This is a genomic window from Holophagales bacterium (assembly GCA_016719485.1).
Taxonomy (GTDB): Bacteria; Acidobacteriota; Thermoanaerobaculia; order UBA5066; family UBA5066; genus UBA5066.
Map to the genome: position 1 here is coordinate 1 of JADJZB010000016.1, position 25,793 is coordinate 25,793.

The following is a 25,793-nucleotide window of genomic DNA, read 5'->3' on the forward strand; positions in this document are numbered from 1 at the left end:
GCGCCCCGTCAAACCGAGCTGGTGATCACCGATGAACGCGTCCGCCTCAGATCGGTCCATGCCGCCGACGTCGGTGAGGAGTCCGTAGAAGGCATCAGGATTCGCCTGAGCCCAGTCGTACGTGACTCCGAACGTCTCGCCCTGAACTGACCGTTCATCGGAGATGACAATGCCGCCGCGAGCTGCAGACACCGCCAGCCCCCACGGGTCATATCGGCTATCCGATGCGACTTCTCGACAAGAGAAGCCGCAAGCCTGACGCGGCCAGAGGCTTAGAGACGCCGATGCGCCGACACGGAAGGGCGGGAGGAGCTCGAAACCCCCGACGCGAGTTTCTGGATAACTCGGCGGTGGACCTCGCAGAAGGTTGAGGTCGACGAGCGTCAGAGGACCGAGGTTGAAGTGCTCGGCGTCGGCGGCCGCGGTGTCGACGAGGACGACGTCGCCGAGGTCGAAGAGCGGCGGCTCAGCGGCTTCGATGTCAGGTGGCGCGCTCGCGTCGAGTCGCGCGGCGGGCGCGAGCGAAGCGAGCAGGCCGGCCGCGTCGGCTCTCGTCGCCGTCAGGGAGGCGTGTGGGTTCGACCCCCACGCGCTCGTGCGCGAGGCCTCGCCTGGCGGCGCCAGCAGCGCCGCCAGGCCCAGGAGCACGAAGAGCCGCGTGATCCTCACGCGGCCCATTCTGCAACTAAAGAAGGGAAGGCTTCAGTTCGCCCGGTCCGGCGCTTTCGCCGGCGGCAGGAGCAGCGCCGCCGGGTGCGTCGCGGTGTGGACCTGCTTGAGCTTCGTGATCGCTACGTGCGTGTAGATCTCCGTCGTCGTCAGCTTCACGTGCCCGAGGATGGCCTGGATCATCCGCACGTCCGCGCCGTTCTCGAGCATCAGGGTCGCCATCGCGTGCCGGAAGAGGTGACAGGAGCCTGTGCGAGCGACACCGGACGCCTTCACGTACCGGCTCACGTACAGGCTGAGCGTCTTCGGCGCGATCGGCTCACCCTCGCCAGCGAGAAAGATGAAGCCGCGGTCCGGCTCGATGACGAAGTCCGGCCGGGCCTCGCGAATGTACTTCGCGATCCACGCTCCGGCCCTCTCCCCGACCGGGACGACCCGGTCCCGTCGGCCCTTGCCCTGGCGGACGGTGATCGTCCCGCGTTCGGTGTCGACGTCTTGAATCTTCAGACCCGACAGCTCCGTGCGCCTTATCCCCGTCGAGTAGAAGGTCTCCAGGATGGCTCTGTCTCTCAGCCCCTGGGGCTTGCGGATGTCGGGCTGCGCCAGGATCGCCTCGGCCTCCGTGGCCGTCAGGACGTGCTTCGGGAGCCTCTTCTCCACCTTCGGCAGCTCGAGCTCGGAAGCGGGGTTGGAGAGGAGGTGGTTCTCGCGCGCGAGCCACTTGAAGTACTGCTTGATGAAGCTGAGCCGGTGGTGCTGCGTCGAGAGCGTCAGCGGGCTGCCGTCGGGCTTCTCCGTGTAGAAGAGCATCCGCTGGTAGCGCTCGATCATCGGCTTGGTGACGTCGCGGGGCTTCATGACGTCGCGCTCCTGGCTCCAGACGACAAAGTCGGAGATCGACCACTCGGCCGACAGGACCGTCCTCGGCGAGTAGCCCCTCACTTTCATGTGCTCGAGATGCGCCTTCAGAAGGACGACGAAGCCGCGCGGGTCGGTCGTGTCGCGGAAGGCAAAGACCCGCTTCCTCTTCGCCGCTGCGCGCCTTCGGGCCGGGCTCGTCACGGCCCTGCTCCTACGGGCTTCCCGCCGCCCGGCGCATCACGAGCCGCGGGTACGATGCGACGGAGGGCGGGCTCCCGAGTGGCGCAGGGATGGCGTCCGCGGCGATGAGGTCGCCGAAAACCGCATGGGCAGCGGCGTCGGAGCCATTCCGGGCACCCGCGAGAGGCCCGCGATCCCCCCGCGAAAGGGACCCGAAACCGCCCGCGAGGGTCTCCTCCTCGTCCGCGGAGGTCGTCTCTTCCCCCGCGGAGGTGACCGTCGTACCCGCGCCGATGAGGCCCGGGAGGAAGGGCCGGCCGTCCTTGCCCTCGCCGGCATAGAGCAGCTCATAGACAAAGCTCTGACCGCGCCCGCCGCGGTGGACGAGGACGTACTCGAGCGAGACGAGCCGCTGCACGTGCCGCCAGAGCTGGTCGTGGCTCCAGCCGGTGAAGAGCCTCAGGTCGCGAAGGGTGAAGCGGTGATCGCAGCGGGCCAGGCCGTGGGTCGTGCAGGCCGCCGAGACCATGTCGTCGAGATGCAGCAGGAGCCGCCGCGTCTGCGGCGGCAGCTCGTCGAGGCTCCGGCCGAGGACCTCGCCCGCGAGGCGGTTGGCGAGGGCGATGTCTTCCGCCGTCACCTCGACCCACTCCTTCGTCTGGCCCCTCCGCGTCTCGCTGTGGACGGGCCTCTGGTGCTGGAAGAGGAGGGCGATGGCGTCGATGAGGGCCAGGTACTTGGCGTGGTCGCGCCGGGTCCGCGTCTTCTCGTCGAGGAAGGTCAGCTCGTGGGCGTAGGGGTTGATGACGTGGAGGGGCCGCAGGAGCCGCTGTGCGTTCCGCTGCCGCCGCTTCACGTCCTCCCGCTCCTCCTCGGCCCAGAGGGCCGCGAGGCCCCGGCTCTCCCGCTGCCTCTGGTGGATGCGCCGGGTCTGTTCGCGGCTCTCGTCCACCGTCAGGACGAGGCAGCGGTTGAGGAGCTCCTCGTCGATCTCGATGGCCGTCGTCGTCAGGAAAATCATCACCGGCCCTTCGACGCGGTACTCCTGCGTGACGAGCCGTCCCGTCTGCGGGTCCTTGCCGGTGGAGGCGATCGAGAGCTCGCCCTCAGACTGAAGCAGCTTCAGGGCGTAGCCCGCCTTCTCCGCGCCTTCCTCCTCGGCGATGGCGAGGATCTTGTGCCGCAGGCTCTTCCCCTCGCCGAAGTAAAAGAGCGACTGCCCCGTCAGGGCCGAGTACTTCTCGCGCTCCTCCTCCGGGACGAAGCCGAGGACGGCCTCCATGAGGGCCGACTTCCCCGCCGCAGAGCTGGACTGGACGATGACCGCTAGAGGCTTCTCGAGCTTCCGAGAGACGGCTGCGAGATAGCCGGTGAGCTTGTTGGTGTCCTCGCCGACAAGGCCAATGGTCTCGAAGTCTTCGAGGATGCGGGTGAGGAGTCGTGGGTCTTTCAGAAAGGCGAGGGCCTCGGCCGTCTCCTCTTCGCTGAGGAGGACGGCCTTCTCCTTCGGCTCGAGCGTCTTGCGGATGCTCTCCTGCTGAAGCTCCTCGGCCCGGCGCAGGAGCTGACCGAGGTCGCGCTTGATCGTCTCTTCGATCAGGCCCAGCTCGTGTGCCGCCTGCTTCTCGAAGGCAGCGCGCTGCCTCGCTGAGTAGAGATCGAGGGTGTCGATGAAGAAGCCGGAGAGAGGCGACGGGGGCGCGAAGAGGGCCTCGGCCTCGGGGCCTTCGCGGGTGACGAGGACGTTGAGCTTCAGTACGCCCCAGGCGAGGTTCTTCTTGAGGCCACGGAGGCGGTAGCGACGGTCGCCGAGGGGGACGACGACTTCGTCGAGATCGGGGGTCGTCTGCGAGGCATCGCCCTGACGCTTCTTTTCTTTAGCTGCTAAAGGGGCCGGCTGCTCGTACGTGCTTACGACAGGGACGGGCGAGACGGGTGAGGTGGGCGAGACAGGGACCGGATCGGCCGGAGGCGGCGCAGCCGCCTCGGCTGGCGCCGCGGCAGCGGCGCACTCGGCCGCCGTAATCACGGGCTTCCCGTTCCCCATCCAGACGGCCGTCCGCAAAAGAAGTCCGAGAGCTTTCGCGGGCGGCTGGACCTTGAGCGCGTACTCGTTGGCGTCCATCCCTTTCGGAAACTGGACGCGCGAGCAGCCGATCCCTTCCGCGGTGAGCTTCTTCGCGAGGCTCTCCGCGGCCTTGTCGCCCGCATCGTCGCGGTCGTAGGCGATGAGGACGTGCTCGGTGCCGTACGCCTTGAAGGCCGCGAGGTGGTCGTGGGTGAAACCCTCGACGCCGTAGGAGGCCGTGACGTTGCGGAAACCCGCGCACCAGAAGGTGAGGGCGTCGATGAGCGCCTCGCAGAGGATGACTTCCTTCGAGGAGACGAGGGCTTCGACGTTGAAGACGCCGCGGTGCGGACCGGGGAGGTAGAGGTGCATCGGGGTGCCGAGGCGGAGATTGGAGAGGAGCTTGCGGCCGTAGGCGCCGAGGACCTCGCCCCCTTCGCCCAGGATCGGGACGACGAGTGAGCCGTTCAGGTGCTCGTGGCCGCTGTCGCGGAGGACCCCGAGTTTCTGGAGGCGCGTTCGGATCTCCTGGCCGGCCTTCCTGTTCATGGCGGGGAGGCGATAGCCGAGGGTGCGGTTGGCATAGCCGAGCTGGAAGCGGTCGATGACCTCGGGGTGCATGAGGCCGCGCTTCTCGAGATACCCGAGGGCATCGGGGCTCTCCTTCAGCGTCTGGTGGTAGTAGCCGATGACCTGGCCGAGGAGCTCGCGGTCGTCGGCGTCGAGGTCAACAGGGGGTGCGAGCTTCGGGACCGTGGAGCGCTGGGGCGGGCCATCGAGCGACGCCATCGTCGGGAAGAAGTCGGCCCGCAGGATCTCGACGGCGTGCCGGAAGCTCACCCCTTCGGCCTTCATCACCCAGTCGATCGGCGAGCCGCCCGTCTGGCACTCGCCGAGGCAGTGCCAGAGGTTCTTGGCCGGGGTGACGACGAGGGACGGCTCGCGGTCGTCGTGGAAGGGGCAGCGGCCGATCAGGTCGGCGCCGTGCCTCTTCAGCTCGACGCCCCGGGCCTCGGCCAAACGTTCGAGGCTGACCTCCTGCCGGACCCTCTGGAGCAGCTCGTCGGGGATGCGCGCCATGTCGTGGCTCCCTTCGTCGAAAACCCTGTTTCCGGGAGAGGGCGTCAAGAGGGTTGTTTCTCTCCTGATGCGTACTAGTAAACTACCCTTTATATGCGTATCATTCAAGGAGGATCGTGAGTCATGTCTACCCTCCTCCTCATGGAACGGACCCGGGACTCTGTTTCCTTCGGGCGCCGCCTGAAAGACGCCCGTCAGCGGCGGGGCCTCTCGCAGAAGGAGCTGGCGGGGATGATCGAGCTCCATCCTCGACAGGTCAGTAAGTACGAGATGGGCACGTCCTTCCCCACGGTCGCCAAGCTGCTCGAGCTGGTCCGCGCCCTCAGGGCCTCGCCCGAGGAGCTGTTCGCCGACGTCAGCGCCGCCCCGGAGATGCCGATCCGTAACGTGCGGCTCCTGGAGAGGTTCCGGGAGCTGGAGCAGATGCCCCGGCACGACCAGGAGACCGTCGTCGAGCTGATCGACGCGATGATCGCCAAGGGCAAGATCCGAAAGCTCGTCGGCTGAGGGCTCTCCTCCCTAGAATCGAGTCGGAATGAAGGCAAACGCCGCGACCGCCGCACGGCCGACACCTCTGGCGCTCCCACTGGAAGGGAGCCCTGCGGAAGAGGCCGCCCTTCTCGGCGGGCTGCACCTTGAGGAGCAGACGGCCGAGCGGCGACGGGAGCTGGGGCAGTACTTCACGCCGGTGCCCGTGGCCCGCTTCATGGCCCGGCTGGCCCGTCCGGGCCGCCGGGTCCGCCGCATCCTCGATCCGGGCGCGGGTTCCGGGGTGCTGGCGTGCGCGCTTCTGGAGGAGCTTCCCGACGGCGCCGGGCCGGTCCACGTGGACGCCTTCGAGGTGGACCACGGCCTGGCCCGGGTTTGCAACGGGGCGCTCTCTCGAGCTCAGGTATGGCTGGCGGCTCGCGGGATCGAGATGACGTTCAAGGTGCACGAGACAGACTTCGTCCGGGCGAATGCCTCGTGTCTGTCGACGTCGCTCTTCGAGAGCGCGACTCCCGACCCGTACGACGTGGCGATCCTGAATCCCCCCTACTTCAAGCTCTCCAAGGCCGACCCCCGCGCCCGCGCGGCCGCCGAGATCGTGCACGGGCAGCCGAATATCTACGCGCTGTTCCTGGCGATCACGGCGAGCTTGCTGGCCGAGAAGGGGGTGATGGTGAGCATCACGCCCCGCAGCTTCACGACGGGGGACTACTTCCGGAGCTTCCGCGAGCACCTCTTCTCACAGGTGACGCCCGAGACGGTGCACCTGTTCGATTCGCGCCAGGACGCGTTCTCCAAGGACGAGGTGCTTCAGGAGAATGTGATCGTCCGGGCCCGCAAGGCGAAGCCCGCGCCGGACGCCAGCGTGCAGGTGAGCACGAGCGCGGGGGTGTCGGACCTCGGGCGGCCGAGGACGCGGACGGTGCCGTTGGAGTCGGTGGTCGACCTGCGCTCGCGCGACTTCGTCCTGCACATCCCGACCGCGGAGACGGACGACGAGGTGCTTTCGTTCGTGCGCGCCTGGCCTCAGACGCTCGGGTCGCTCGGGCTGTCGGTCTCGACGGGGCCGGTGGTGGCGTTCCGGGCACGGGAGAGCCTGCTGTATGAGGCGGACGCCGCCGAGGAGGCGGTGCCGCTCCTGTGGCTTCAGCACGTGCAATCGATGGCGGTGCGCTGGCCGATCCCTGGCGTCCACAAGCCGCAGTTCTTCCGCGTGGAGCCGTCGACGCAGAAGCTCCTCCTGCCGAGCGATAACTACGTGGTGATGCGGAGGTTCTCGGCCAAGGAGGAAGCGCGTCGGCTGGTGGCCGCGCCGCTCTACGGACGCGAGCTCTCCGAAAGCACCCTCGCTCTGGAGAATCACCTCAATTACATCTACCGCCTGCGCGGGTCGCTGACGCGCGCCGAGGCGACGGGGCTTTCGGCAGTGATCGGAAGCGCCCTTCTCGATCGTTACTTCCGCGTCTCCAACGGCAACACGCAGGTGAATGCGACGGAGCTGCGCGCGCTGCCTCTCCCCGCTCTCCGTGAGATCACGGCGATCGGCGAGGAGCTGCTCGGCAGCCCCGACGCCGCCCGGCGCGCCGAAGACGTGATGACGCGGATCCTCCACGTGCCCGCGGTTCTGCGGGCCGAGATCGGACGGCATGGGTAAGCTCGAAGACGGTAAGAAGATCCTCAAGGCGCTCGGCCTTCCCCCTCAGCAGCAGACGGACATCGCCTCCTACACGCTCCTGGCCCTGGCCGGCATCGGCAAGAAGACGCCGTGGGCCTCGGCCGTTCAGCCGTCGCTGAAGATCCACGCGATCAAGGAGTGGGTCGGCGAGACGTACAGGAAGGTCTACGCAGAAAACACGCGGGAGACGTTCCGGAGGCAGGTGATCCACCAGCTCGAGCAGGCCCGCGTCGTCGATCGCAATCCCGACGATCCCACCCTGCCGGTCAACAGCCCCCGGACGCACTACGCCCTGACCGCGGATGCGCTGACGGTGGTGCGGGCGTTCGGGACGAGCACCTTCAAGGCCGAGGCCGAGAAGTTCGGGAAGAGCCACGGCGCCCTTCTCGAGCTGTACCGCGCCGCCCGCGTCGGGCAGAGGGTGGCTGTGGTCCTGTCCTCCGGCCAGGAGCTGACGCTCTCGCCCGGCGAGCACAACATGCTTCAGAAGGCGATTGTGGAGTCGTTCGCTCAGATCTTCGCCCCCGGGGCGCGCCTGCTCTATCTCGGCGACACGGCCGAGAAGGACCTCCACGTGGACGCCGGGGCTCTCGAAGCGCTGAAGATCCCCGTGACGAAACACGGCAAGCTCCCCGACGTCGTCCTGCACATGCCGGAGAAGGGCTGGCTCCTCCTGATCGAAGCGGTGACATCGCACGGACCCGTCTCCCCGAAACGGAAGAAGGAGCTCGAGCTCGTGATGAAGGACTGCCCTCTCCCGCGCGTCTACGTCAGCGCCTTCCCCGATCGGGACGAGTACCGCCGCCACATGGCCGACATCGCCTGGGAGACCGAGGTCTGGCTCGCCGACAGCCCCTCTCACATGATCCATTACAACGGCGAGAAGTTCCTCGGACCTCACGCGCCTCACTGAGACGTGGCGCGACGACCTGCGGCTTCCGCCACGGACAGCATGGCCCCCGGCTCGCACGATTCCATACCCGAGAGGATGCGATGAGCCTTCGCTACGAGAGCTCCCCCAGGACGGTCCAGGACGTCATCCACCTCTACGAGAAGGGCCGGCTCAATCTCTCGCCGGGGTTTCAGCGGGACTCGGTCTGGACGGACAGCGACCGGCAGAAGCTGATCGAGAGCATCCTGCGCGGCTACCCTCTTCCCTCCGTCTTTTTCTACAGGCGCGAGACCGACGGCCAGATCTACTTCGACGTCATCGACGGCAAGCAGCGGATCGAGACGATCCTGAGGTTCACGGGCCGGATCCGCGGAAACCGCTTCGCTACGAAGAAGATCCAGCTGCCTGGCGAGGACGAGAAGGACTGGGTCGACTGGGACAAGCTCAAGCGTCGCCGGCAGCAGCACAAGATCGAGGGCTACACGCTCCTGACGATCCAGGTCGACGGCGAGCTGTCCGAGGTGATCGACCTGTTCGTGAAGATCAACTCGACCGGCAAGGCCCTCTCCGCCGCCGAGAAGCGGAAGGCGAAGTTCTACGACGACGACTTCCTCAAGGAGGCCGCCCGCCTGGCGCGGAGGTTCGAGGGGTACTTCAAGGCTCAGCGCATCCTGAGCGCCGGCCAGATCCTCCGCATGAAGGACGTCGAGCTGATGTGCGAGCTGATGCTCTCCATCAGCAAGGGTGACGTGATCAATAAGAAGGCCGCCCTGGACCGTGTCATGCAGTCCGGGAGCATGACGGCCCACCAGCTCGAGAAGGCCTCCCGACTGACGGTGAGCGCTCTCAACCGCGTCCGCCGACTGTTCCCCGACCTGGGCCGGACGCGCTTCAGCAAGATCTCCGACTTCTACTCGCTCGCGGTCCTCGTGGCCCGGCTCGAGAGCGAGGGGCTAATCCTGACCGATCGGCGCCGGAATCGGCTCGCGTGGGACCTGCTCGTCTCCTTCTCGAATGGCGTCGACACGGTGCGGGAGAGGCAGCGTCGCGCCGAGGGGGCCGGCCCCGGAGAGGAGCTGTACCGCGAGTACCTGCTGACCGTGCTGGAAGGGACCGACGAGATCACGAAGCGGCAGAAACGCGAGGAGATCCTCCGCGGACTTCTCGGGAGCCTCTTCGAGAGGACCGACGAGCGGCGACTCTTCAGCTCGGAGCAGCGCCGCATCCTCTTCAACTCCGCGACCGATCGAAAGTGCACGGCGAAGGGGTGTGGCCGGCGGCTCGGCTGGGACGACTTCACGGCCGACCACGTCCGGCCGTTCAGCAAGGGCGGCCGCACGGTCCTCTCGAATGCCGCCCTTCTTTGCCGCAAGCACAACTCCGCCAAGGGAAACCGTCGCTCGGAGCGCCGACGCTGAGAAGGCTGCAGGGCCAGGCTTACCTCTGCCTCGTTCCGCCGCCCGGGTCGACCCCCGGCTCGTTGTAACGGAGCACCGGAGCGCACCGAGAGGATCCGATCCCCGCCCCCGGCGGCTCCGGCGGAAGGGGCGATCGAGCCGCCGCTCTTCACGGCGCGCGCCGGGCGGGGCCCCAATTTCCCCTGCCCGTCACGCGCCGTGAATCCCTCCCGCGCCGCGTCCCTCCGGCCGAGGGCGGCCTCCGCGCCGCGTCGCGCAAGGGCCGCTGGGGCCGAATGCGCATTCGGCCCCACGGAGCAGCCTCAAGCTCGCGGCCTCCGGCCGCGAGGGGCGCCCCTCCCGCCTCCGGGGCCGGCCAAGCCGGCCCTGCGGCCCAACGGAGTTGGGGCCGTCACCGCCGGGGTCGCAAGGAGCGCGCGGCCTACGGAAGCTGAGCTTCCGCTTCACGGCCGCGCGAGCAGCTAAAGGCCCGTCACGCGGGCTGCGAGGCCGGGCACGGCCGAGCCCCTGCGCGTGACCTGCTCGGGCCTCGGCGCGCCCGTGCAGCCCCCGCGCCGGGCATCCTTTCAGCGGTGGCGCCTCACGGCGCGGCGCTCAAGGCCCTGGCAGTGCGGCCGCAAGGCCGCGCTGCGGTCCTCTCGCGCGGGCCGCAGTCCCGCGCTCGGGCACCTTCGCGCGCGCAGCCTCCCGCCAGGGCGGACGAGGACGAGAGCCGCGACGAAGACGACGACCTCGGCGAGGACAGCGCCGACGAGGACAAGACCGACGAGAGCAGCGGCTAAGGAGAGGAAAGCTCGGGCTTCGGGGTCGTCCCGCGGCGACTCGTCGATGCGGAGACCGGAATGGGCTCCGCGATATCAGCGACGACGCGCCCCGGCCCGCAGGGCGTCAAGGACGCGCGTAGCGCGAGGCCCGCAGGGCCGTGCCTTGACGCACGAGGACCGGGGCGCAGCCGGGGATGTCGGCGGCGTTCACGGCGTCCTTCGTGACGGCGGTGGCAAGGTTCGTGACGACGGCGAGAAGGTGGCAGAAATCCTTAGCCTCGGCGGCCTCCGTGGCAAACATCGTCTGCCTCGGGGCCGTCGCATGCAGAAGACTTTCGGCGAGAAGGGCTGCGAGGCTTCGTTCTTTAGCCGCGGTCGTCCCCGGCGGTTCCCGGGCGCGCTGGCGCGAGGGCGCTCGGGGCGCGGTGCTCGAGCACCGCAGCGAAGCGAGGAGCGCAGAGGTCCGCGCCCCGGTCTTCGTCGCCCGCAGTGCCAGCGCCTTCAGCGCCGCGTCGGCATAGCCGACGCCTCCGCTGCTCGATGGCCTGGCGCGGCGCTCGCTCGCGCCGTCGCCGGGCCGAGGAGCGCAGCTCGCGAGCACCGCAGGCGCGTGCGGCGGCGCGTTCGCGAGCGACGTGACAGGCCCTTCAGCGACCGAGCGTAGCGAGCTCCGCTCGCCCTCGGCGGTGTCGGCCTAACTCTGTTAGGCCGCAGGGCGTCGCCGCAGCGAGCGTCAGCGAGTGGAGGCGATGCCCCGGAGGCGCGCGGGGCCTGCGCGTAGCGAAGCGGAGCGCCTCATTTCAGCCGGCGCGGCCCAAAGCAGTTTTGGGCCGCGGGGCGCTGCACGGCGCGTGACGGAGGGAGGTCCGAGGAGGGGCCCCCGGCGCGCGCCGTGCTCGCGCCCGTACCTTCCTCGCCCCGCGCGCCGGAGCCGCCGGGGGCGGCTCCCCCGTTCCCACGGCGCCCGCTGGCGCCGTGCCGTGCTCGCCTTCGACATGCTGCTCGACAGCGCGGGACTAGACCACATTCGGTCGCTGTCCGGAAGCCAGGCCTCGGTCCGCCAGTCACTGAAAGAGAATCTCCCTGCCGCTCCTCCAAGAAACCTCCGTCAGCTGCGCGAGTCTCTCGATCAGTGGCTCGCCATCGACATCGATGAAGGCCTCGTACAGGTTGGTCGCCCTAATGCCCAGTCTCCTCGTGACCTCGGCTTGCCAGCTGCCAGATTTCAGCTCGAGTGGGGGCAGCTTTCGGAATTCATCCGCAATCTGCATCAGTTCCTCTCGCAGTCGTTCAGCCTCCTCGGGCGACCAGCTACCGTCGCAGTCCGAATGAAGCATTAGGGTCGGGAAGCGCGATCCAATCGCGCCTCGTTCAAGGGTTTCGGCCACAGTGTCGCGAAACGCCCCGAAGTCGGCGTATGAGCCGACCTCCACACCTTCGAGCTCTTCGTCGCCATCAAAGACAGCTAAATACAGGCCCATTCAGCGATCACTCTTCTCGATGCGGATAACGCCCTTCAGCTCGCGGACTAGATCGCGAAGTGAAGGACCGGCCTTGAAAACAGGGGGTACGCGAATCACCAGCTGCCTGTGCTCCTGTTGGGCGCGGAAGGCAAGTAACCGCACCTGATAGGTGGCATGAAGGACAGGCACCTTCTTCAGCAGGTACCACTTACTCCCGACCTCAGCATCGGCTCTCGTACCACGCGCGACCTGGTGACGCGTGTACCGTTCCCTCACGGCGCACCTCCCGTCGCGGGCTTCACTACAGAGGGATTCTCCACGTTGACCCCCCACCTGCTCAGCCAGTCGGCAAAGGTCGGATTCACCGGCCGAGCTGTTCGGATTGTCAGTGGAGTCTCCGTCTTCAGGGCGTGATACGTCTGCAAGCGTAGCTGGTAGGAAGACTCGAGCACCTTCGTACCGCCCTTGATCTCGATACTTCCACCCGCCTCTGCGACGTCTACGCTGGTGCCTACCGGGAGACCCTTCGGCGTGTACTTCGCAGGACCGACCACTGTCTTGAACGCAGCGCTGTCAATGTCCTCTGGCGTTGGCCGCCACACCTCTGTGTTCTTCGTCTTGCCCAGGCTGGCGAGTTCGGCCTCTTCCCAGGACCTTCCCGCCTTCAGCTGACTCGGCGAGCTACTCTTCTCGACCGCAGCTCCCGCTTCCCCGGCTCCCACCGCAGGCGCGGGCGCGAATCGACCGCTAAGGGCCCGGCCGTAGGCACCGAGGACCTCGTACGCTGCCTGCGCTTCGCGAGTCCCGCTAAGGGCCCCAGCCATGTCAATGCCGAAGCTCGTGCAGCCACGACAGGCGATCCCCTTCTCTGCAACCTTCTCGTCGAGCTTGTCCTGTACGACTGCCGCGCCCTTGCCGAAGTTCATGCCCGCGTTCACGAACTTCGCGGCGAGGTTGAAGAGGTTGTTCCCAACCCCAAGTACTGCATCGACAGCTGTGTTACCGGTCTCCATGTTGAGCGTCGGCAAAACATCCCCTGGCCCGACGTCGGCAGTGAAGAACGTCCTGAGCCCCCACGGGTCTTCGGGGCCATCCGACACGAGTCCGAGGCAAGGGAAGCCGCAAGCCCGACGCGGCCAGAGGCTTAGAGACGGCGATGCCCCGATGCGGAAGGGCGGGAGTAGCTCGAAACCCCTGACGCGAGTTTCCGGATAACTCGACAGAGGACCTCGCAGAAGGTTGAGGTCGACCAGCGTCAGCGGGCCGAGGTCGAGGCGTTCTTCGTGCCCAAGCTCGCGCTCGACGAGGATGACGTCGCCGAGGTCGAAGCGACGAGGCTCTTCGGCTTCGACGTCAGCGACGGCGGCCGGCGCGATCGAAGCGAGCGCCGAGGCCGCTTCGGTCCTCGCGACAGAGAAGGCGGCTGGTGGGTTCTGCTCCCACACGCTCGTACGCGAGGCCTCGGCTCGCGGCGCCAGTAGCGCCGCCAGGGCCAGGAGCACGAAGGGCCTCGTGTGTCTCACGCGGCCCATTTTGCGGCTAAAGGGAATCCCCTCCAGGATCAGCCGGGGTTCGGCGATCAGGAGGTGACGCGACGGTCTATGACGGCGAGCTTCTGTCCGGCGAGGACGAGGTTCTTGAAGGCGGCGCCGTTGAAGAGGTCATCGAAGCGGCCCCTCTGCTTGAGGTCCGTGGCAATCGGGCGGAGCCGGCGATAGTTCTTCAGAAGCTGGTCTGTGGTGACTTCAGGCCGGTAGAAGGCCTTCGTCAAGGCGCTACAGAGTCCTTCGACCGTCCCTTTGTGGATGAAGGGATCGAAGCCATTCACGTCGCTCAGCGACTTCTGCACGCGGAAAGGGACGGCCTCCAAGAGAAACCAGCGGTGCTCGACGGGTGCGGCATGCGCCCACGCTACGGCGAGCCCGGTTTCAAATGGCATGTTGAAGCGGGGGCAGCGCGGCTTCTTCGGGGAGAGCTCGACGCGGGAAAGGTCGTGGATCGACGAGCCGCAGGATTGAATGAGCTCGATGAGCCGTTCCAGACGATTCTGTACGGGCGGGATCTCGAGCACGGAGCGAGGCGTGAGGCCGATCGTCGTTAGGCCGGCGATCAGGGCCAGATAGAGGCGGCCGTACCCCTCATCGAAAGGTATGTTGAGGAAGACGTCCTCAGGATTGGGACTGGGGCTTTTCCGGGCGGCCATTCAGCCGGTGGCTCGCTTGCCAGTCCGACCGGTATCGGCGGAGCTCTTCTTCGCGCGCTGCACGACCGCAGCGACGAGCTTGTCGATCCTCCTCACCTCGTCCCGAGACACGCCAAGCCGCTTGGCAGTCTTGTCGGGACTGGGGAAGGGGGTCACGACTCGGAAGGGCTTCGCAGTCATCGTGCTCATCCTACGTCTCTCCGGGTGGGGGTTCAAGGCTTCCCCAGTCGGGCCGCCGGGTGAGTGGCCGTGTGGATTTCCTTGAGCTTCGTGATCGCCACGTGCGTGTAGATCTCCGTCGTCGTCAGCTTCACGTGACCCAGGATGGCCTGGATCATCCGGACGTCGGCGCCGTTCTCGAGCATCAGCGTCGCCATGGCGTGGCGAAAGAGGTGGCACGAGCCGGTCTTCGCGACGCCGGACGCCTTCACGTACCGGCTCACGTACAGGCTGAGCGTCTTCGGCGCGATCGGCTCGCCCTCGCCAGCGAGGAAGATGAAACCGCGGTCCGGCTCGATGACGAAGTCTGGTCGGGCCTCGCGGATGTACTTCGCGATCCACGCCCCGGCTCTTTCGCCGACAGGCACCACACGATCCCTCCGGCCTTTTCCCTGACGGACGGTGATCGTGCCGCGTTCCGTGTCCACGTCGTGGATCTTCAGGCCCGACAGCTCGGTGCGCCGGATCCCCGTCGAATAGAAGGTCTCCAGGATCGCCCGGTCTCTCAGGCCCTGGGGCTTCCGGATGTCGGGCTGCGCCAGGATCGCCTCGGCCTCCGTCGCCGTCAGGACGTGCTTCGGGAGCCGCTTCTCCACCTTCGGCAGCTCGAGCTCGGAGGCGGGGTTCGAGAGGAGGTGATTCTCGCGGGCGAGCCACTTGAAGTACTGCTTGATGAAGCTCAGGCGGTGGTGCTGCGTCGAGAGCGTCAGAGGGCTCCCGTCGGGCTTCTCCGTGTAGAAGAGCATCCGCTGGTAGCGCTCGAGCATCGGCTTCGTGACGTCGCGGGGCTTCATCACGTCCCGCTCCTGGCACCAGACGACAAAGTCGGAGATCGACCACTCGGCCGACAGGACCGTCCTGGGCGAGTAGCCCCTCACCTTCAGGTGCTCGAGATGGGCCTTCATCAGGACGACGAAACCGCGCGGGTCGGTCGTGTCGCGGAAGGCGAAGACCCGCTTGCGTCGAGCTGCCGCGCGCCGTCGGGCCGGGCTCGTCACGGACCTGCTCCTACAGCCGGCCCGCTGCGCGGCGGAGGACGAGCTTCGGCTCGGGCAGTGGGTACGACGGGATTCCGAGCGTGCCTCCGAGGAGCGGAGTTTCGGCTTCTTCGTGCGAGAAACCGTTCAAGCGCGCATGGGGAGCGGGATCCGGCTCGTCTTCCTCACCCCGCGACCCCCCCGCGAAGGCCCCGCGATGGGGCCGCGATCCCCCCGCGAGGTGGCCCTCTTCCCCCCGCGAGGTCTCAGTCGTAGTCGCGGGAGCCGCCTCCTCATCGATGGGATCGACGAGGGCGGCGGTGTCGAGGAGGCCCAGCAGGAAGGGCCGTCCGTCCTTCCCTTCACCGCGCCAGAGGAGCTCGTAGACGAAGCTCTGGCCTCGGCCGCCACGGTGGACGAGGACGTACTCGAGCGCCGCGAGCCGATCGAGGTGTATCCGCAGCTGCGTGTCACCCCAGCCCGTCGCGATCCTCACGTCCCGGCGCGAGAAGCGCAGGTCCTCCCGCGTGACTCCCTGCTTCTCGCAGACGGACGTGACCAGGTCGTCGAGGTGGACGAGAAGCCGCCGCGTCTGCGGCGGCAGCTCGTCGAGGCTCCGGCCGAGGACCTCGGAGGCGAGCCGGTTGGCGAGGGCGACGTCGGAGAGGGTGGCCTCCACGTACTCGACGACCTCCCCGTCGACGGTCAGGCCCTTCACTTCCCGCTGGTACTGGAAGAGGAGCGTGATGGCCTCGATGAGCTTGAGGTATTTGACGTGGTCGCGCCGCATCCGCGTCTTCTCGTCGAGGAAGGTGAGGCGCGCGGCGAAGGGGTTGTGGACGAGGAGCGGGCGCAGGAGACGCTGGGCGTTGCGGTGCACCTTCACCGCCTTCGGCTTCCTGCGTGAGGCCAGGATGCCGTCGAGCGTCGAGGCCCGCCGCTGCAGCTCGTGGATGCGCCTGGTCTGCTCGCGGCTCTCGTCGACCGTCAGGACGAGGCAGCGGTTGAGGAGCTCCTCGTCGATCTCGATCGCCGTCGTCGTCAGGAAGATCATCACCGGCCCTTCGACCCGGTACTCCTGCGTGACGAGGCGCCCCGTCTGCGGGTCTTTGCCGGTGGAGGCGATCGACAGCTCGCCTTCGGACTGGAGGAGCTTCAAGGCGTATCCGGCCTTCTCCGCACCTTCCTCCTCGGCGATGGCGAGGATCTTGTGACGGAGGCTCTTGCCCTCGCCGAAGTAGAAGAGCGACTGCCCCGTCAGGGCCGAGTACTTCTCCCGCTCCTCTTCCGGGACGAAACCGAGGACGGCCTCCATGAGCGCCGACTTCCCCGCCGCGGAGCTCGACTGGACGATGACGGCGAGCGGCTTGTCGAGCTTTCTCGAGACGGCCGCGAGGTAGGCCGTGAGCTTGTTGGTGTCCTCCCCGACGAGGCCGCCGGTCTCGAAGTCTTCGAGGATGCGGGTCAGGAGCCGCGGGTCTTTCAGGAATTCGAGGGCTTCGGCCGTCTCCTCTTCGCTGAGGAGGACGGCCTTCTCCTTCGGCTCGAGCGTCCTGCGGATGCTCTCCTGCTGAAGCTCCTCGGCCTTCCGCAGGAGCTGGCCGAGGTCGCGCTTGATGGTCTCCTCGATCAGCCCCAGCTCGTGCGCAGCCTGCTTCTCGAAGGCAGCACGCTGCCGCGCCGAGTAGAGGTCGAGTGTGTCGACGAAGAAGCCGGAGAGTGGCGACGGGGGCGCGAAGAGGGCCTCGGCCTCGGGGCCTTCGCGGGTGACGAGGACGTTGAGCTTCAGGACGCCCCAGGCGAGGTTCTTTCTCAGGCCCCGCAGGCGGTAGCGGCGATCGCCGAGGGGGACGAGGACCTCGTCGAGATCGGGGGTCGTCGGCGAGGCATCGCCCTGAAGCTTCTTTTCTTTAGCTGCTAAAGGGGCCGGCTGCTCGTACGAGCTTACGACAGGGACGGGCGAGACTGGTGAGGCGGGCGAGGCAGGGACCGGAGTGGCCGGAGGCGGCGCAGGCACCGCGGTGAGCGCGGGCGCCGCGGCAGCGGCACCCGGCGCCGTAGCCGTCGTGGCGGTTGTCGTCGTGACGCTCTCCGGCTGCTTCCCGTTGCCCATCCAGACGGCCGTCCGTAGAAGCAGGCCGAGAGCTTTCGCGGGTGGCTGGACCTTGAGCGCGTACTCGTTGGCGTCCATCCCCTTCGGAAACTGGACGCGCGAGCAGCCGATCCCTTCGGCCTGGAGCTTCTTCCCGAGGCTCTCGGCCGCCTTGTCGCCGGCGTCGTCACGGTCGTAGGCGATCAGGACGTGCTCGGTGCCGTACGTCTTGAAGGCCGCGAGGTGGTCGTGCGTGAAGCCCTCGACACCGTAGGAGGCCGTGACGTTGCGGAAGCCCGCGCACCAGAAGGTGAGGGCATCGATGAGCGACTCGCAGAGGATGACTTCCTTCGAGGAGACGAGGGCTTCGACGTTGAAGACGCCGCGGTGAGGGCCGGGGAGGTAGAGGTGCATCGGGGTGCCGGGGCGGAGGTTGGAGAGGAGCTTGCGGCCGTAGGCGCCGAGGACCTCGCCGCCTTCGCCGAAGATCCCGATGACTAACGATCCCGAAAGGTGCTCGTGGCCGGTCTCGCGGAGGATCCCCAGCTTCTGGAGGCGCGTTCGGATCTCCTGGCCGGCTTTGCGGTTCATGGCGGGGAGGCGATAGCCGAGGGTGCGATTCGCGTAGCCGAGCTTGAAGCGGTCGATGAGCTCGGGATGCACGAGGCCCCGCTTCTCGAGATAGCCGAGGGCCTCCGGGCTCTCCTTCAGCGTCTGGTGGTAGTAGCCGATCACCTGCCCGAGCAGCTCGCGATCGTCGGCGTCGAGGTCGACGGGCGAGGCGAGCTGCGGGACGCTGGTGTGCTTCGGCGGGCCATCCAGCGAGGGCGAGGTCGGGAAGAAGTCGGCCCTCAGGATCTCGACGGCGTGCCGGAAGCTCACCCCCTCGGCCTTCATCACCCAGTCGATCGGCGAGCCACCTGTCTGGCACGCACCGAGGCAGTGCCAGAGGTTCTTCGCCGGAGTCACGACGAGGGAGGGCTCCCGGTCGTCGTGGAAGGGGCAGCGGCCGATCAGATCCGCGCCGTGCCTCTTCAGCTCGACGCCCCTCGCCTCGGCGAGGCGCTCGAGCGGGACCTCACTCCGGACCCGGTTCAAGAGGTCATCAGGGATTCGGGCCATGGCGGACCTCCTCCGGAAAGGATAGGCGTCAACTATCTTTTATGCTAGTTTCTTCATATCATGAAAGACGGGATCGGCCGGCCCCCGCCTGACACGCTGGTTAAGGTGCTCGCGTTCATGGCCAGCACCGACTTCCCCCAGCGCCTGACCACTCTCCGAAAGGCCAAGGGCCTGACTCAGCAGCATCTCGCCGAGCGCGCAGGAATCTCGGTCATCCAGATCCACCGCTATGAGGCCGGCGGCTCCCAGCCCTCCCTGGAAGCCATACGGCGTCTGTCAGAAACGCTGGGGGTCTCCGCCGACGAGCTAGTCTTCGGCAAGCACGAGCGCGGCCCCGACGAGGACCTCCGCCTTCAGTTCGAAGCGCTCAGCCACTTCGATGCCGAGGAGAAGAAGGTCGCCAAGGCCGTGCTCGATTCCCTCATCCTTCAGCACGAAGCCAAGAAGTGGACTGCGGGAGCGTAATCTCCTCGGCGATCGTGACGGACGCACCGCCGGTCTTCATCTCCTATTCCCACGACTCCCCCGAGCACAAGCGCTGGGTGGCCACGCTGGCCACCAGCCTGCGTGAGAAGGGCATCGACGCGATCCTCGATCAGTGGGACCTGCAGCTCGGCGACGACCCCACTCGGTTCATGGAGGACGGGGTGCGGCAGGCGTCCCGTGTTCTGGTCATCTGCACTCCGGAGTACCTGCGCAAGGCTTCCGAGGGACGCGGCGGCGTGGGATACGAGCGGCTCATCGTCACGGCGGAGCTCGTCCACGACGTCGGCACACGGAAGTTCATCCCGATCGTGCGACACGCAGACGGCACCGAGAAGACGCCGACGTTCCTCGGCCCGAGGATCTACGCAGACTTCACGGACGACGGCCGCTTCGAGGAAGAGCTCGACCGGCTGGTGCACGAGCTGCACGGAGTGCCTCCCGTGCCGAAGCCGCTGCTGGGACCGTCTCCGTTTGCCGCAGCTCCGCCCGATGGCAGCGTGGCCCCCACCCCACCAGAGCCGACGCCCGTTCCGCTGCTCGACGCAGAGCATGCGGACCCGGCCCGGATCTACCGCACGGCGATGGACCTGATCCGTCGAGCAGACCTCGTCGGCTGGAGACTCCAGGCCAAAGAGCTGCGACGCACCGCCTTCCACGAGCTGCGGACGTGGCATCCGCCCTACATGACATCTGGACCACCCCGTGAAAAAGAAGCGGCCGAAGAGGCGCTCTTTCGGGCACTGACGCCCCTGGCGCCGCTGTTCGCGCTGGCCCTGGCCGCCGTCGAATCGGGCCATACCGAGCTTCGATCCCAACGGAGCCTCGTCGACGATCTCCTCGCTCCGCCTGGGTGGCCCGCATACGGGGCCACGACCGTCGTGGACTACCCGAAGACCTTCGTCTACGTGTACCAAGCTCTCCACGGCGCGGCCTGCCTGCACACAGGCCAGGCTGACCTCGCCATCGCACTGATCAAGACCCCTCTCCGGCAACGATGGGGAGAGAAGTACATGCCTTTGTGGCGTGATCCACACGCCATCGGATGGCCCCCAGCGTTTCTGGAAAACTGCAGCTGGGCCTGGGAAGTCCTTCAGGTCCTGCCAGCCCAATGGCCATGGCTTCTCGAGATTTTCGACGACGAGGAGTCATACCGGACGGCGCTTGCCGCCTACTACATGGCGCTGAATGTCTTCGAGCTCGCGTGGACGATCGCAAACCAGCCCACAGCCCTTCATGCCAAGCAGCTGCGGTTCGAGATCCCACTGCTCTTTTTCCTGAGCCACGACAAGCTTGAAGAGAGGCCTCTCCGGCTCCTGGTGCGTAACCGGGACATGCTTCAAGCCAGTTGGTCGCGCATGCAGGTCACCGATCAATCGATGCGCGACGCCTGGCCTGCTTGGATGGCGCACGGCAGAGCCTGGGCACACGGCCATAACCGCTTCTGGATGTCTGATCTCCCCCACGCGGCGTTTCTGAACAGCATCCCGTAGGACAGAGGCCAAGATCCCCGCCGCCCCCGGTTCCGGCCGGAGGGGCGGTGGCGCTGCCGCTTTTCACGCCGCGCGCCGGCGGGGGCCCCGCGCCCCCCTCGCCGTCACGCGCCGTGAATCCCCTGCGCGTCGCATCACTGCGGCCGATCGCGGCCTCCGTGCCGCGCCGCACACGGGCCGCTCGCGGGCTAAGCCCGGCTTAGCCCGACGCGTATCCGCTGTGTCCCTCGCGGCGCAGCCGCGAGGGGGCGCCCCTCCGGCCTCCAGGGCCGCTCCGCGGCCCCGCGGCACAACGGCGTTCGTGCCGCGCCGGGGTCGTCGCAAGGCGGCTCCGCGCCTGCGGCACGGCCCTCAAGGGGCCGCGTCCTCCGGCCCTGCGCGGCGGCCATCGCCTGGCACCCGGCTCGCCGCTTCGACGGTGGTCCACCTTGCGGTGTTCCTCATCGTCGTCGCGTTCGGGGCCGTCGCCGCTCGCGAGCCGGTCGCCAGGCTGGTCCAGGCGGCGGCAGCGCCGCCGCGGCGCCTCATGGCGTGTCACGTGGCGTGCGACCGCGGCACGCCTCGCGCCACGCCGGAGCCCGACGAGGATCACGACCAGGAGACCGCCGAGGGAAGCGGCTAAAGGAGGAAAGTAGCTCGAGCTTCGGCGTCGTCCCGCGGCGACTCGTCGACGCGGAGACCGAATGGGCTCCGCGATATCAGAGACACCGCGCTCCGGCCCGCAGGCCGTCAAGGACGCGCGCAGCGCGAGGCTCGTAGAGCCGGTTCCTTGACGGCCGAGGACCGGGGCGCAGCCGGGGGCATCGGCGGCGCGAGCGGTGCCGTTCGTGACGTCGCCCGGAAAGTGGCAGAAATCGTTAGCCTGCGCGGCCTCCGTGGCAGACGTCGTTTGCCTCCGGGCCGTCGCGTGCAGAAGAAGTTCGGCGAGAAGGGCTGCCAGGCTTCTTTCTTTAGCCGCTCCCGGCGGCTCCCGGTCGCGCTGGCGCGAGGGCGCTCGGGGCGCGGTGCTCGAGCACCCGAGCGAAGCGAGGAGCGCAGAGGTCCGCGCCCCGGTCTTCGCGCCCGCAGTGCCAGCGCTTCAGCGCCGCGTCGGCGACGCCGACGCCTCCGATGAAGAACGGCCTGGCGCGGCGCTCGCTCGCGCCGTCGCCGGGCCGAGGAGCGCAGCTCGCGAGCACCGCAGGCGCGTGCGGCGGCGCGTTCGCGAGCGCCGTGTCCAGGCCCTTCAGCGCCCGCGCGATCGAGCGCGCGCCGCTCGCCCCCGGCGGTTTGACATAGCGTTCAGACGTTATGTCAAAGGTCCGGCCGAAGGCCGGACCCGGAGGCGGGAGGGGCGCCCCCGCGGAGCGCAGCGCAGCGGGACTTCAGCCGCCCCGGGGCCGATAACCGCGGTTATCGGCAAGCGGCCCTGACGCCGCGCGGCCGACGGAGCGCCGCAGGCGCGCAGGAGGGGACGCGGAGGCGACACTTCGCCGCAGCGACGCACCGCGGCAGGGATGCGAGGCGCGTGACGGGGCGGGGAAATTGGGGCCCCGCCCGGCGCGCGCCTCGCAGAGCGTCCGGCTCCTCCGCCCCTCCCGCCGGAGCCGCCCGGGGGCGTCCCCCGTCCCACGGCGCCCGCAGGCGCCGTGCGGTGCTCGCCCTCGGCGTGCTCTTTGCAGAGACCCGTCGCGTAGAACGTAGAGTGGGGGGCAAACCCCACGCGCCCGCAGCCCCAGCCCGCCGGGCGTGAAGACGCGGCCCGCGTCCGGCGCGGGGCCATCAATTCGCATCGACATCGTCTTGTCCGTCAGTTCCCCGACGGCTGGCCACCATCTTCCGAAAGACATCGCATTTCGACGTCAGCGTCTCGTGACCGAAGTCGTCACTGCCCTTCTTCATCACCGTCTGAAACACCAGCATCTCGAAGCCACTGACGCGAATCACCGACTCGAAGAAATTCGGCATGCGCGCGTAATGCCATGCCCCTCCAAGCGCTTCCAAGACGACGTCACCTGTGAAGACCGCCAGTTCTGAGAGCGTTAGCTTGAATTCGTTGTTCTCATCGTCTGGATCTGACCGCTGCATGAGTGCATCGGCTATCCCCGGCGTCCACAGCACATCCAGCAGCTGCAGTGCCTCGGCCCCGCGAGGCACCCTCTTAATGTCGAAGACACGACTCATCGTCTTCGGCAGCTCTCGTCGCATCCGCTCGACAAGCTCGGCAGTGAGGACTCGGTCCTTCTTCCCAGGCCCAGCCTCGTAGTCGGCGAAGGTCACACCCTTCGGAAGCCTATGAAAGAACCAGTCCTTGTAGATGCGCTCGTAACGTGCCATATCGCAGCCTGGCTATGGTTCGGGTGGTTTCATGACCAGACCGCCAGTCTTGTAGTCGTAAACCTCTACTTGAACACCCTGCTTTAGCGAGTCCGCCATGAATCCGCGTAGGACTAGATCCTGATTGAAGGTCAACTGGTCGGCGCGGATAAGCTGAATCTCAAGCACGTTGATGGGCGTTGGCTCAGCGCGGTTATACCCAAGCAGCTGCTGGAGGTACTTGTTCAGGCGATCTCGTAGCCCGTTGCTTGCAATGTCTTCGACGACATAGCTTCGAGATCTCGGGTCAAGAGACTTGAGTTCGATCTTCTCGATGCTAAAGGCGTCTCTGAAGTCTGCCCTCGCGGTACCGGGGGCAGCACGCTCGTATCCGGCCTCCTCCGAGTAAGTCTCCGCAGCCCTAACGTCCTCGACTATTTGACCCCGCCGCGTCGCCTTTCTCGGAAGACTTGGCCGCTTCACAGGTGCTTCTACGACTCCTCGCCCAAACACCATCTGCCCGACAAATCCGGCCATGTACACCGAGTCCGTGATCGCCATCGCGTGGCTCTCCTCGGCGTTGCTCGGCGAGAAGTAGTAGCCCTCCGGATCGCGGAACGTGACAGGGTCGAGTGCCAGACCCGGGGAGATCAGTGCGTTCCCTGTCGCCTTCAAGAATCCAAGCGTGTACGACCCCCGTGAACGCGGTGGAACCGCCCGCATCGTTGGCGGCATAGCCGAACGCCGAGGACCTACCGTCGTGATGTTCTCGTACTCGAGCGCTCCCATGCACGTCTGACCGGGCGGGCAGCCAAGCGACTTATGAACCTGCAGCCCCCACGGGTCTTCGGGGCCATCCGACACGAGTCCGCAGCTAATCGAGCCGCAAGCCCGACGCGGCCAGAGGCTTAGAGACGCCGATGCCCCGACACGGAAGGGCGGGAGTAGCTCGAAACCCCTGACGCGAGTTTCCGGATAACTCGACAGAGGACCTCGCAGAAGGTTGAGGTCGACCAGCGTCAGCGGGCCGAGGTCGAGGCGTTCTTCGTGCCCAAGCTCGCGCTCGACGAGGATGACGTCGCCGAGGTCGAAGCGACGAGGCTCTTCGGCTTCGACGTCAGCGACGGCGGCCGGCGCGATCGAAGCGAGCGCCGAGGCCGCTTCGGTCCTCGCGACAGAGAAGGCGGCTGGTGGGTTCTGCTCCCACACGCTCGTACGCGAGGCCTCGGCTCGCGGCGGCGCCAGTAGCGCCGCCAGGGCCAGGAGCACGAAGGGCCTCGTGTGTCTCACGCGGCCCATTTTGCGGCTAAAGGGAATCCCCTCCAGGATCAGCCGGGGTTCGGCGATCAGGAGGTGACGCGACGGTCTCATGACGGCGAGCTTCTGTCCGGCGAGGACGAGGTTCTTGAAGGCGGCGCCGTTGAAGCGGTCATCGAAGCGGCCCCTCTGCTTGAGGTCCGTGGCAATCGGGCGGAGCCGGCGATAGTTCTTCAGAAGCTGGTCTGTGGTGACTTCAGGCCGGTAGAAGGCCTTCGTCAAGGCGCTACAGAGTCCTTCGACCGTCCCTTTGTGGATGAAGGGATCGAAGCCATTCACGTCGCTCAGCGACTTCTGCACGCGGAAAGGGACGGCCTCCAAGAGAAACCAGCGGTGCTCGACGGTGCGGCATGCGCCCACGCTACGGCGAGCCCGGTTTCAAATGGCATGTTGAAGCGGGGGCAGCGCGGCTTCTTCGGGGAGAGCTCGACGCGGGAAAGGTCGTGGATCGACGAGCCGCAGGATTGAATGAGCTCGATGAGCCGTTCCAGACGATTCTGTACGGGCGGGATCTCGAGCACGGAGCGAGGCGTGAGGCCGATCGTCGTTAGGCCGGCGATCAGGGCCAGATAGAGGCGGCCGTACCCTCATCGAAAGGTATGTTGAGGAAGACGTCCTCAGGATTGGGACTGGGGCTTTTCCGGGCGGCCATTCAGCCGGTGGCTCGCTTGCCAGTCCGACCGGTATCGGCGGAGCTCTTCTTCGCGCGCTGCACGACCGCAGCGACGAGCTTGTCGATCCTCCTCACCTCGTCCCGAGACACGCCAAGCCGCTTGGCAGTCTTGTCGGGACTGGGGAAGGGGGTCACGACTCGGAAGGGCTTCGCAGTCATCGTGCTCATCCTACGTCTCCTCCGGGTGGGGGTTCAAGGCTTCCCAGTCGGGCCGCCGGGTGAGTGGCCGTGTGGATTTCCTTGAGCTTCGTGATCGCCACGTGCGTGTAGATCTCCGTCGTCGTCAGCTTCACGTGACCCAGGATGGCCTGGATCATCCGGACGTCGGCGCCGTTCTCGAGCATCAGCGTCGCCATGGCGTGGCGAAAGAGGTGGCACGAGCCGGTCTTCGCGACGCCGGACGCCTTCACGTACCGGCTCACGTACAGGCTGAGCGTCTTCGGCGCGATCGGCTCGCCCTCGCCAGCGAGGAAGATGAAACCGCGGTCCGGCTCGATGACGAAGTCTGGTCGGGCCTCGCGGATGTACTTCGCGATCCACGCTCCGGCTCGCTCCCCGATCGGGACGACCCGATCCCGCCGGCCCTTGCCCTGGCGGACGGTGATCGTGCCGCGTTCGGTGTCGACGTCGTGGACTTTCAGGCCCGACAGCTCGGTGCGCCGGATCCCCGTCGAATAGAAGGTCTCCAGGATCGCCCGGTCTCTCAGGCCCTGGGGCTTCCGGATGTCGGGCTGCGCCAGGATCGCCTCGGCCTCCGTCGCCGTCAGGACGTGCTTCGGGAGCCGCTTCTCCACCTTCGGCAGCTCGAGCTCGGAGGCGGGGTTCGAGAGGAGGTGATTCTCGCGGGCGAGCCACTTGAAGTACTGCTTGATGAAGCTCAGGCGGTGGTGCTGCGTCGAGAGCGTCAGAGGGCTCCCGTCCGGCTTCTCCGTGTAGAAGAGCATTCGCTGGTAGCGCTCGAGCATCGGCTTCGTCACGTCGCGGGGCTTCATCACGTCCCGCTCCTGGCTCCAGACGACGAAATCCGAGATCGACCACTCGGCCGACTGGACCGTCCTGGGCGAGTAGCCCCTGACCTTCATGTGCTCGAGATGGGCCTTCATCAGGACGACGAAACCGCGCGGGTCGGTCGTGTCGCGGAAGGCGAAGACCTGCTGCGTCGAGCTGCCGCGCGCCGTCGGGCCGGGCTCGTCACGGACCTGCTCCTACAGCCGCCCGCTGCGCGGCGGAGGACGAGCTTCGGCTCGGGCAGTGGGTACGACGGGATTCCGAGCGTGCCTCCGAGGAGCGGAGTTTCGGCTTCTTCGTGCGAGAAACCGTTCAAGCGCGCATGGGGAGCGGGATCCGGCTCGTCTTCCTC

20 protein-coding genes and 1 pseudogene are annotated in these 25,793 nt (G+C 67.2%); 7 read left to right on the plus strand and 14 right to left on the minus strand.

From position 1 onward, the window contains the following. From IPN03_10165 to IPN03_10175, 3 genes are all read right to left on the minus strand, one after another. The coding region (locus IPN03_10165) for a hypothetical protein (protein MBK9374068.1) at positions 1-669 on the minus strand (669 nt) is incomplete at its 3' end. Between the two features lie 33 nt (positions 670-702). Beyond that, complete coding sequence (gene xerC / locus IPN03_10170) at positions 703-1,731, minus strand: site-specific tyrosine recombinase XerC (GenBank protein ID MBK9374069.1); 1,029 nt, start codon at positions 1,729-1,731, stop codon at positions 703-705. 10 nt (positions 1,732-1,741) lie between these two features. Beyond that, positions 1,742-4,858: a toprim domain-containing protein gene (locus tag IPN03_10175; protein ID MBK9374070.1), complete on the minus strand. Its 3,117-nt coding sequence runs from the start codon at positions 4,856-4,858 to the stop codon at positions 1,742-1,744. Positions 4,859-4,981: 123 nt separating this feature from the next. Between IPN03_10175 and IPN03_10180 the strand changes: the two genes are divergently transcribed. From IPN03_10180 to IPN03_10195, 4 genes are all read left to right on the plus strand, one after another. Further along, complete coding sequence (locus tag IPN03_10180; protein ID MBK9374071.1) at positions 4,982-5,365, plus strand: helix-turn-helix transcriptional regulator; 384 nt, start codon at positions 4,982-4,984, stop codon at positions 5,363-5,365. A gap of 28 nt (positions 5,366-5,393) precedes the next feature. Next, positions 5,394-7,001 (plus strand): Eco57I restriction-modification methylase domain-containing protein, encoded by a 1,608-nt coding sequence (locus IPN03_10185; protein MBK9374072.1) that lies wholly within the window; start codon positions 5,394-5,396, stop codon positions 6,999-7,001. Further along, positions 6,994-7,935, plus strand: a complete 942-nt coding sequence (locus IPN03_10190; protein ID MBK9374073.1) for a restriction endonuclease — start codon at positions 6,994-6,996, stop codon at positions 7,933-7,935. The genes IPN03_10185 and IPN03_10190 overlap by 8 nt, the downstream gene beginning before the upstream one ends. A gap of 80 nt (positions 7,936-8,015) precedes the next feature. Next, positions 8,016-9,332, plus strand: a complete 1,317-nt coding sequence (locus IPN03_10195; protein MBK9374074.1) for a DUF262 domain-containing protein — start codon at positions 8,016-8,018, stop codon at positions 9,330-9,332. A gap of 888 nt (positions 9,333-10,220) precedes the next feature. On the opposite strand, the gene IPN03_10200 is transcribed toward IPN03_10195, so the two are convergent. From IPN03_10200 to IPN03_10230, 7 genes are all read right to left on the minus strand, one after another. Continuing rightward, the gene (locus tag IPN03_10200) at positions 10,221-10,397 is read right to left on the minus strand and encodes a hypothetical protein (protein ID MBK9374075.1); all 177 of its coding nucleotides are present in this window, start codon (positions 10,395-10,397) and stop codon (positions 10,221-10,223) included. A 763-nt stretch (positions 10,398-11,160) separates the two neighbouring features. Next, a complete protein-coding gene (locus IPN03_10205) occupies positions 11,161-11,577 on the minus strand; it encodes a hypothetical protein (protein ID MBK9374076.1) in 417 nt (138 codons plus the stop codon). 254 nt (positions 11,578-11,831) lie between these two features. Then, a complete protein-coding gene (locus IPN03_10210) occupies positions 11,832-13,061 on the minus strand; it encodes a hypothetical protein (protein MBK9374077.1) in 1,230 nt (409 codons plus the stop codon). Positions 13,062-13,138: 77 nt separating this feature from the next. Continuing rightward, positions 13,139-13,762 (minus strand): hypothetical protein, encoded by a 624-nt coding sequence (locus IPN03_10215; protein MBK9374078.1) that lies wholly within the window; start codon positions 13,760-13,762, stop codon positions 13,139-13,141. Then, positions 13,763-13,942: a hypothetical protein gene (locus IPN03_10220; GenBank protein MBK9374079.1), complete on the minus strand. Its 180-nt coding sequence runs from the start codon at positions 13,940-13,942 to the stop codon at positions 13,763-13,765. A gap of 32 nt (positions 13,943-13,974) precedes the next feature. Then, positions 13,975-14,979 (minus strand): site-specific tyrosine recombinase XerC, encoded by a 1,005-nt coding sequence (gene xerC / locus IPN03_10225; protein MBK9374080.1) that lies wholly within the window; start codon positions 14,977-14,979, stop codon positions 13,975-13,977. Between the two features lie 10 nt (positions 14,980-14,989). Next, positions 14,990-18,172, minus strand: a complete 3,183-nt coding sequence (locus IPN03_10230) for a toprim domain-containing protein (protein MBK9374081.1) — start codon at positions 18,170-18,172, stop codon at positions 14,990-14,992. A 117-nt stretch (positions 18,173-18,289) separates the two neighbouring features. Here IPN03_10230 and IPN03_10235 point away from each other — a divergent pair, with 117 nt between their 5' ends. The 3 genes from IPN03_10235 (at position 18,290) to IPN03_10245 (ending at position 20,770) form a co-directional block, all read left to right on the plus strand. Continuing rightward, complete coding sequence (locus IPN03_10235; GenBank protein ID MBK9374082.1) at positions 18,290-18,637, plus strand: helix-turn-helix transcriptional regulator; 348 nt, start codon at positions 18,290-18,292, stop codon at positions 18,635-18,637. 14 nt (positions 18,638-18,651) lie between these two features. Next, positions 18,652-20,148, plus strand: a complete 1,497-nt coding sequence (locus tag IPN03_10240) for a toll/interleukin-1 receptor domain-containing protein (protein MBK9374083.1) — start codon at positions 18,652-18,654, stop codon at positions 20,146-20,148. Positions 20,149-20,566: 418 nt separating this feature from the next. Beyond that, the gene (locus IPN03_10245) at positions 20,567-20,770 is read left to right on the plus strand and encodes a hypothetical protein (GenBank protein ID MBK9374084.1); all 204 of its coding nucleotides are present in this window, start codon (positions 20,567-20,569) and stop codon (positions 20,768-20,770) included. 1,139 nt (positions 20,771-21,909) lie between these two features. On the opposite strand, the gene IPN03_10250 is transcribed toward IPN03_10245, so the two are convergent. The 4 genes and pseudogenes from IPN03_10250 to xerC (IPN03_10265) all read right to left on the minus strand — a co-directional run bounded on the left by IPN03_10250 (position 21,910) and on the right by xerC (IPN03_10265) (position 25,464). Beyond that, the gene (locus IPN03_10250) at positions 21,910-22,464 is read right to left on the minus strand and encodes a hypothetical protein (protein ID MBK9374085.1); all 555 of its coding nucleotides are present in this window, start codon (positions 22,462-22,464) and stop codon (positions 21,910-21,912) included. Positions 22,465-22,476: 12 nt separating this feature from the next. Next, positions 22,477-24,060: a hypothetical protein gene (locus tag IPN03_10255; GenBank protein ID MBK9374086.1), complete on the minus strand. Its 1,584-nt coding sequence runs from the start codon at positions 24,058-24,060 to the stop codon at positions 22,477-22,479. 352 nt (positions 24,061-24,412) lie between these two features. Continuing rightward, the gene (locus IPN03_10260) at positions 24,413-24,592 is read right to left on the minus strand and encodes a hypothetical protein (protein MBK9374087.1); all 180 of its coding nucleotides are present in this window, start codon (positions 24,590-24,592) and stop codon (positions 24,413-24,415) included. 5 nt (positions 24,593-24,597) lie between these two features. After that, positions 24,598-25,464: pseudogene (gene xerC, locus IPN03_10265) on the minus strand (site-specific tyrosine recombinase XerC). Positions 25,465-25,793 lie beyond the last annotated feature (329 nt).

Coding starts and splice junctions, on each gene's coding strand:
- IPN03_10230 (MBK9374081.1), bottom strand. CDS start 18,172: ATGGCCCGAATCCCTGATGACCTCTTGAACCGGGTCCGGAGTGAGGTC.
- IPN03_10235 (MBK9374082.1), top strand. CDS start 18,290: ATGGCCAGCACCGACTTCCCCCAGCGCCTGACCACTCTCCGAAAGGCC.
- IPN03_10180 (MBK9374071.1), top strand. CDS start 4,982: ATGTCTACCCTCCTCCTCATGGAACGGACCCGGGACTCTGTTTCCTTC.
- IPN03_10195 (MBK9374074.1), top strand. CDS start 8,016: ATGAGCCTTCGCTACGAGAGCTCCCCCAGGACGGTCCAGGACGTCATC.
- IPN03_10190 (MBK9374073.1), top strand. CDS start 6,994: ATGGGTAAGCTCGAAGACGGTAAGAAGATCCTCAAGGCGCTCGGCCTT.
- IPN03_10185 (MBK9374072.1), top strand. CDS start 5,394: ATGAAGGCAAACGCCGCGACCGCCGCACGGCCGACACCTCTGGCGCTC.
- IPN03_10215 (MBK9374078.1), bottom strand. CDS start 13,762: ATGGCCGCCCGGAAAAGCCCCAGTCCCAATCCTGAGGACGTCTTCCTC.
- IPN03_10200 (MBK9374075.1), bottom strand. CDS start 10,397: ATGTTTGCCACGGAGGCCGCCGAGGCTAAGGATTTCTGCCACCTTCTC.
- IPN03_10220 (MBK9374079.1), bottom strand. CDS start 13,942: ATGACTGCGAAGCCCTTCCGAGTCGTGACCCCCTTCCCCAGTCCCGAC.
- IPN03_10250 (MBK9374085.1), bottom strand. CDS start 22,464: ATGGCACGTTACGAGCGCATCTACAAGGACTGGTTCTTTCATAGGCTT.
- IPN03_10175 (MBK9374070.1), bottom strand. CDS start 4,858: ATGGCGCGCATCCCCGACGAGCTGCTCCAGAGGGTCCGGCAGGAGGTC.
- IPN03_10205 (MBK9374076.1), bottom strand. CDS start 11,577: ATGGGCCTGTATTTAGCTGTCTTTGATGGCGACGAAGAGCTCGAAGGT.
- IPN03_10260 (MBK9374087.1), bottom strand. CDS start 24,592: ATGACTGCGAAGCCCTTCCGAGTCGTGACCCCCTTCCCCAGTCCCGAC.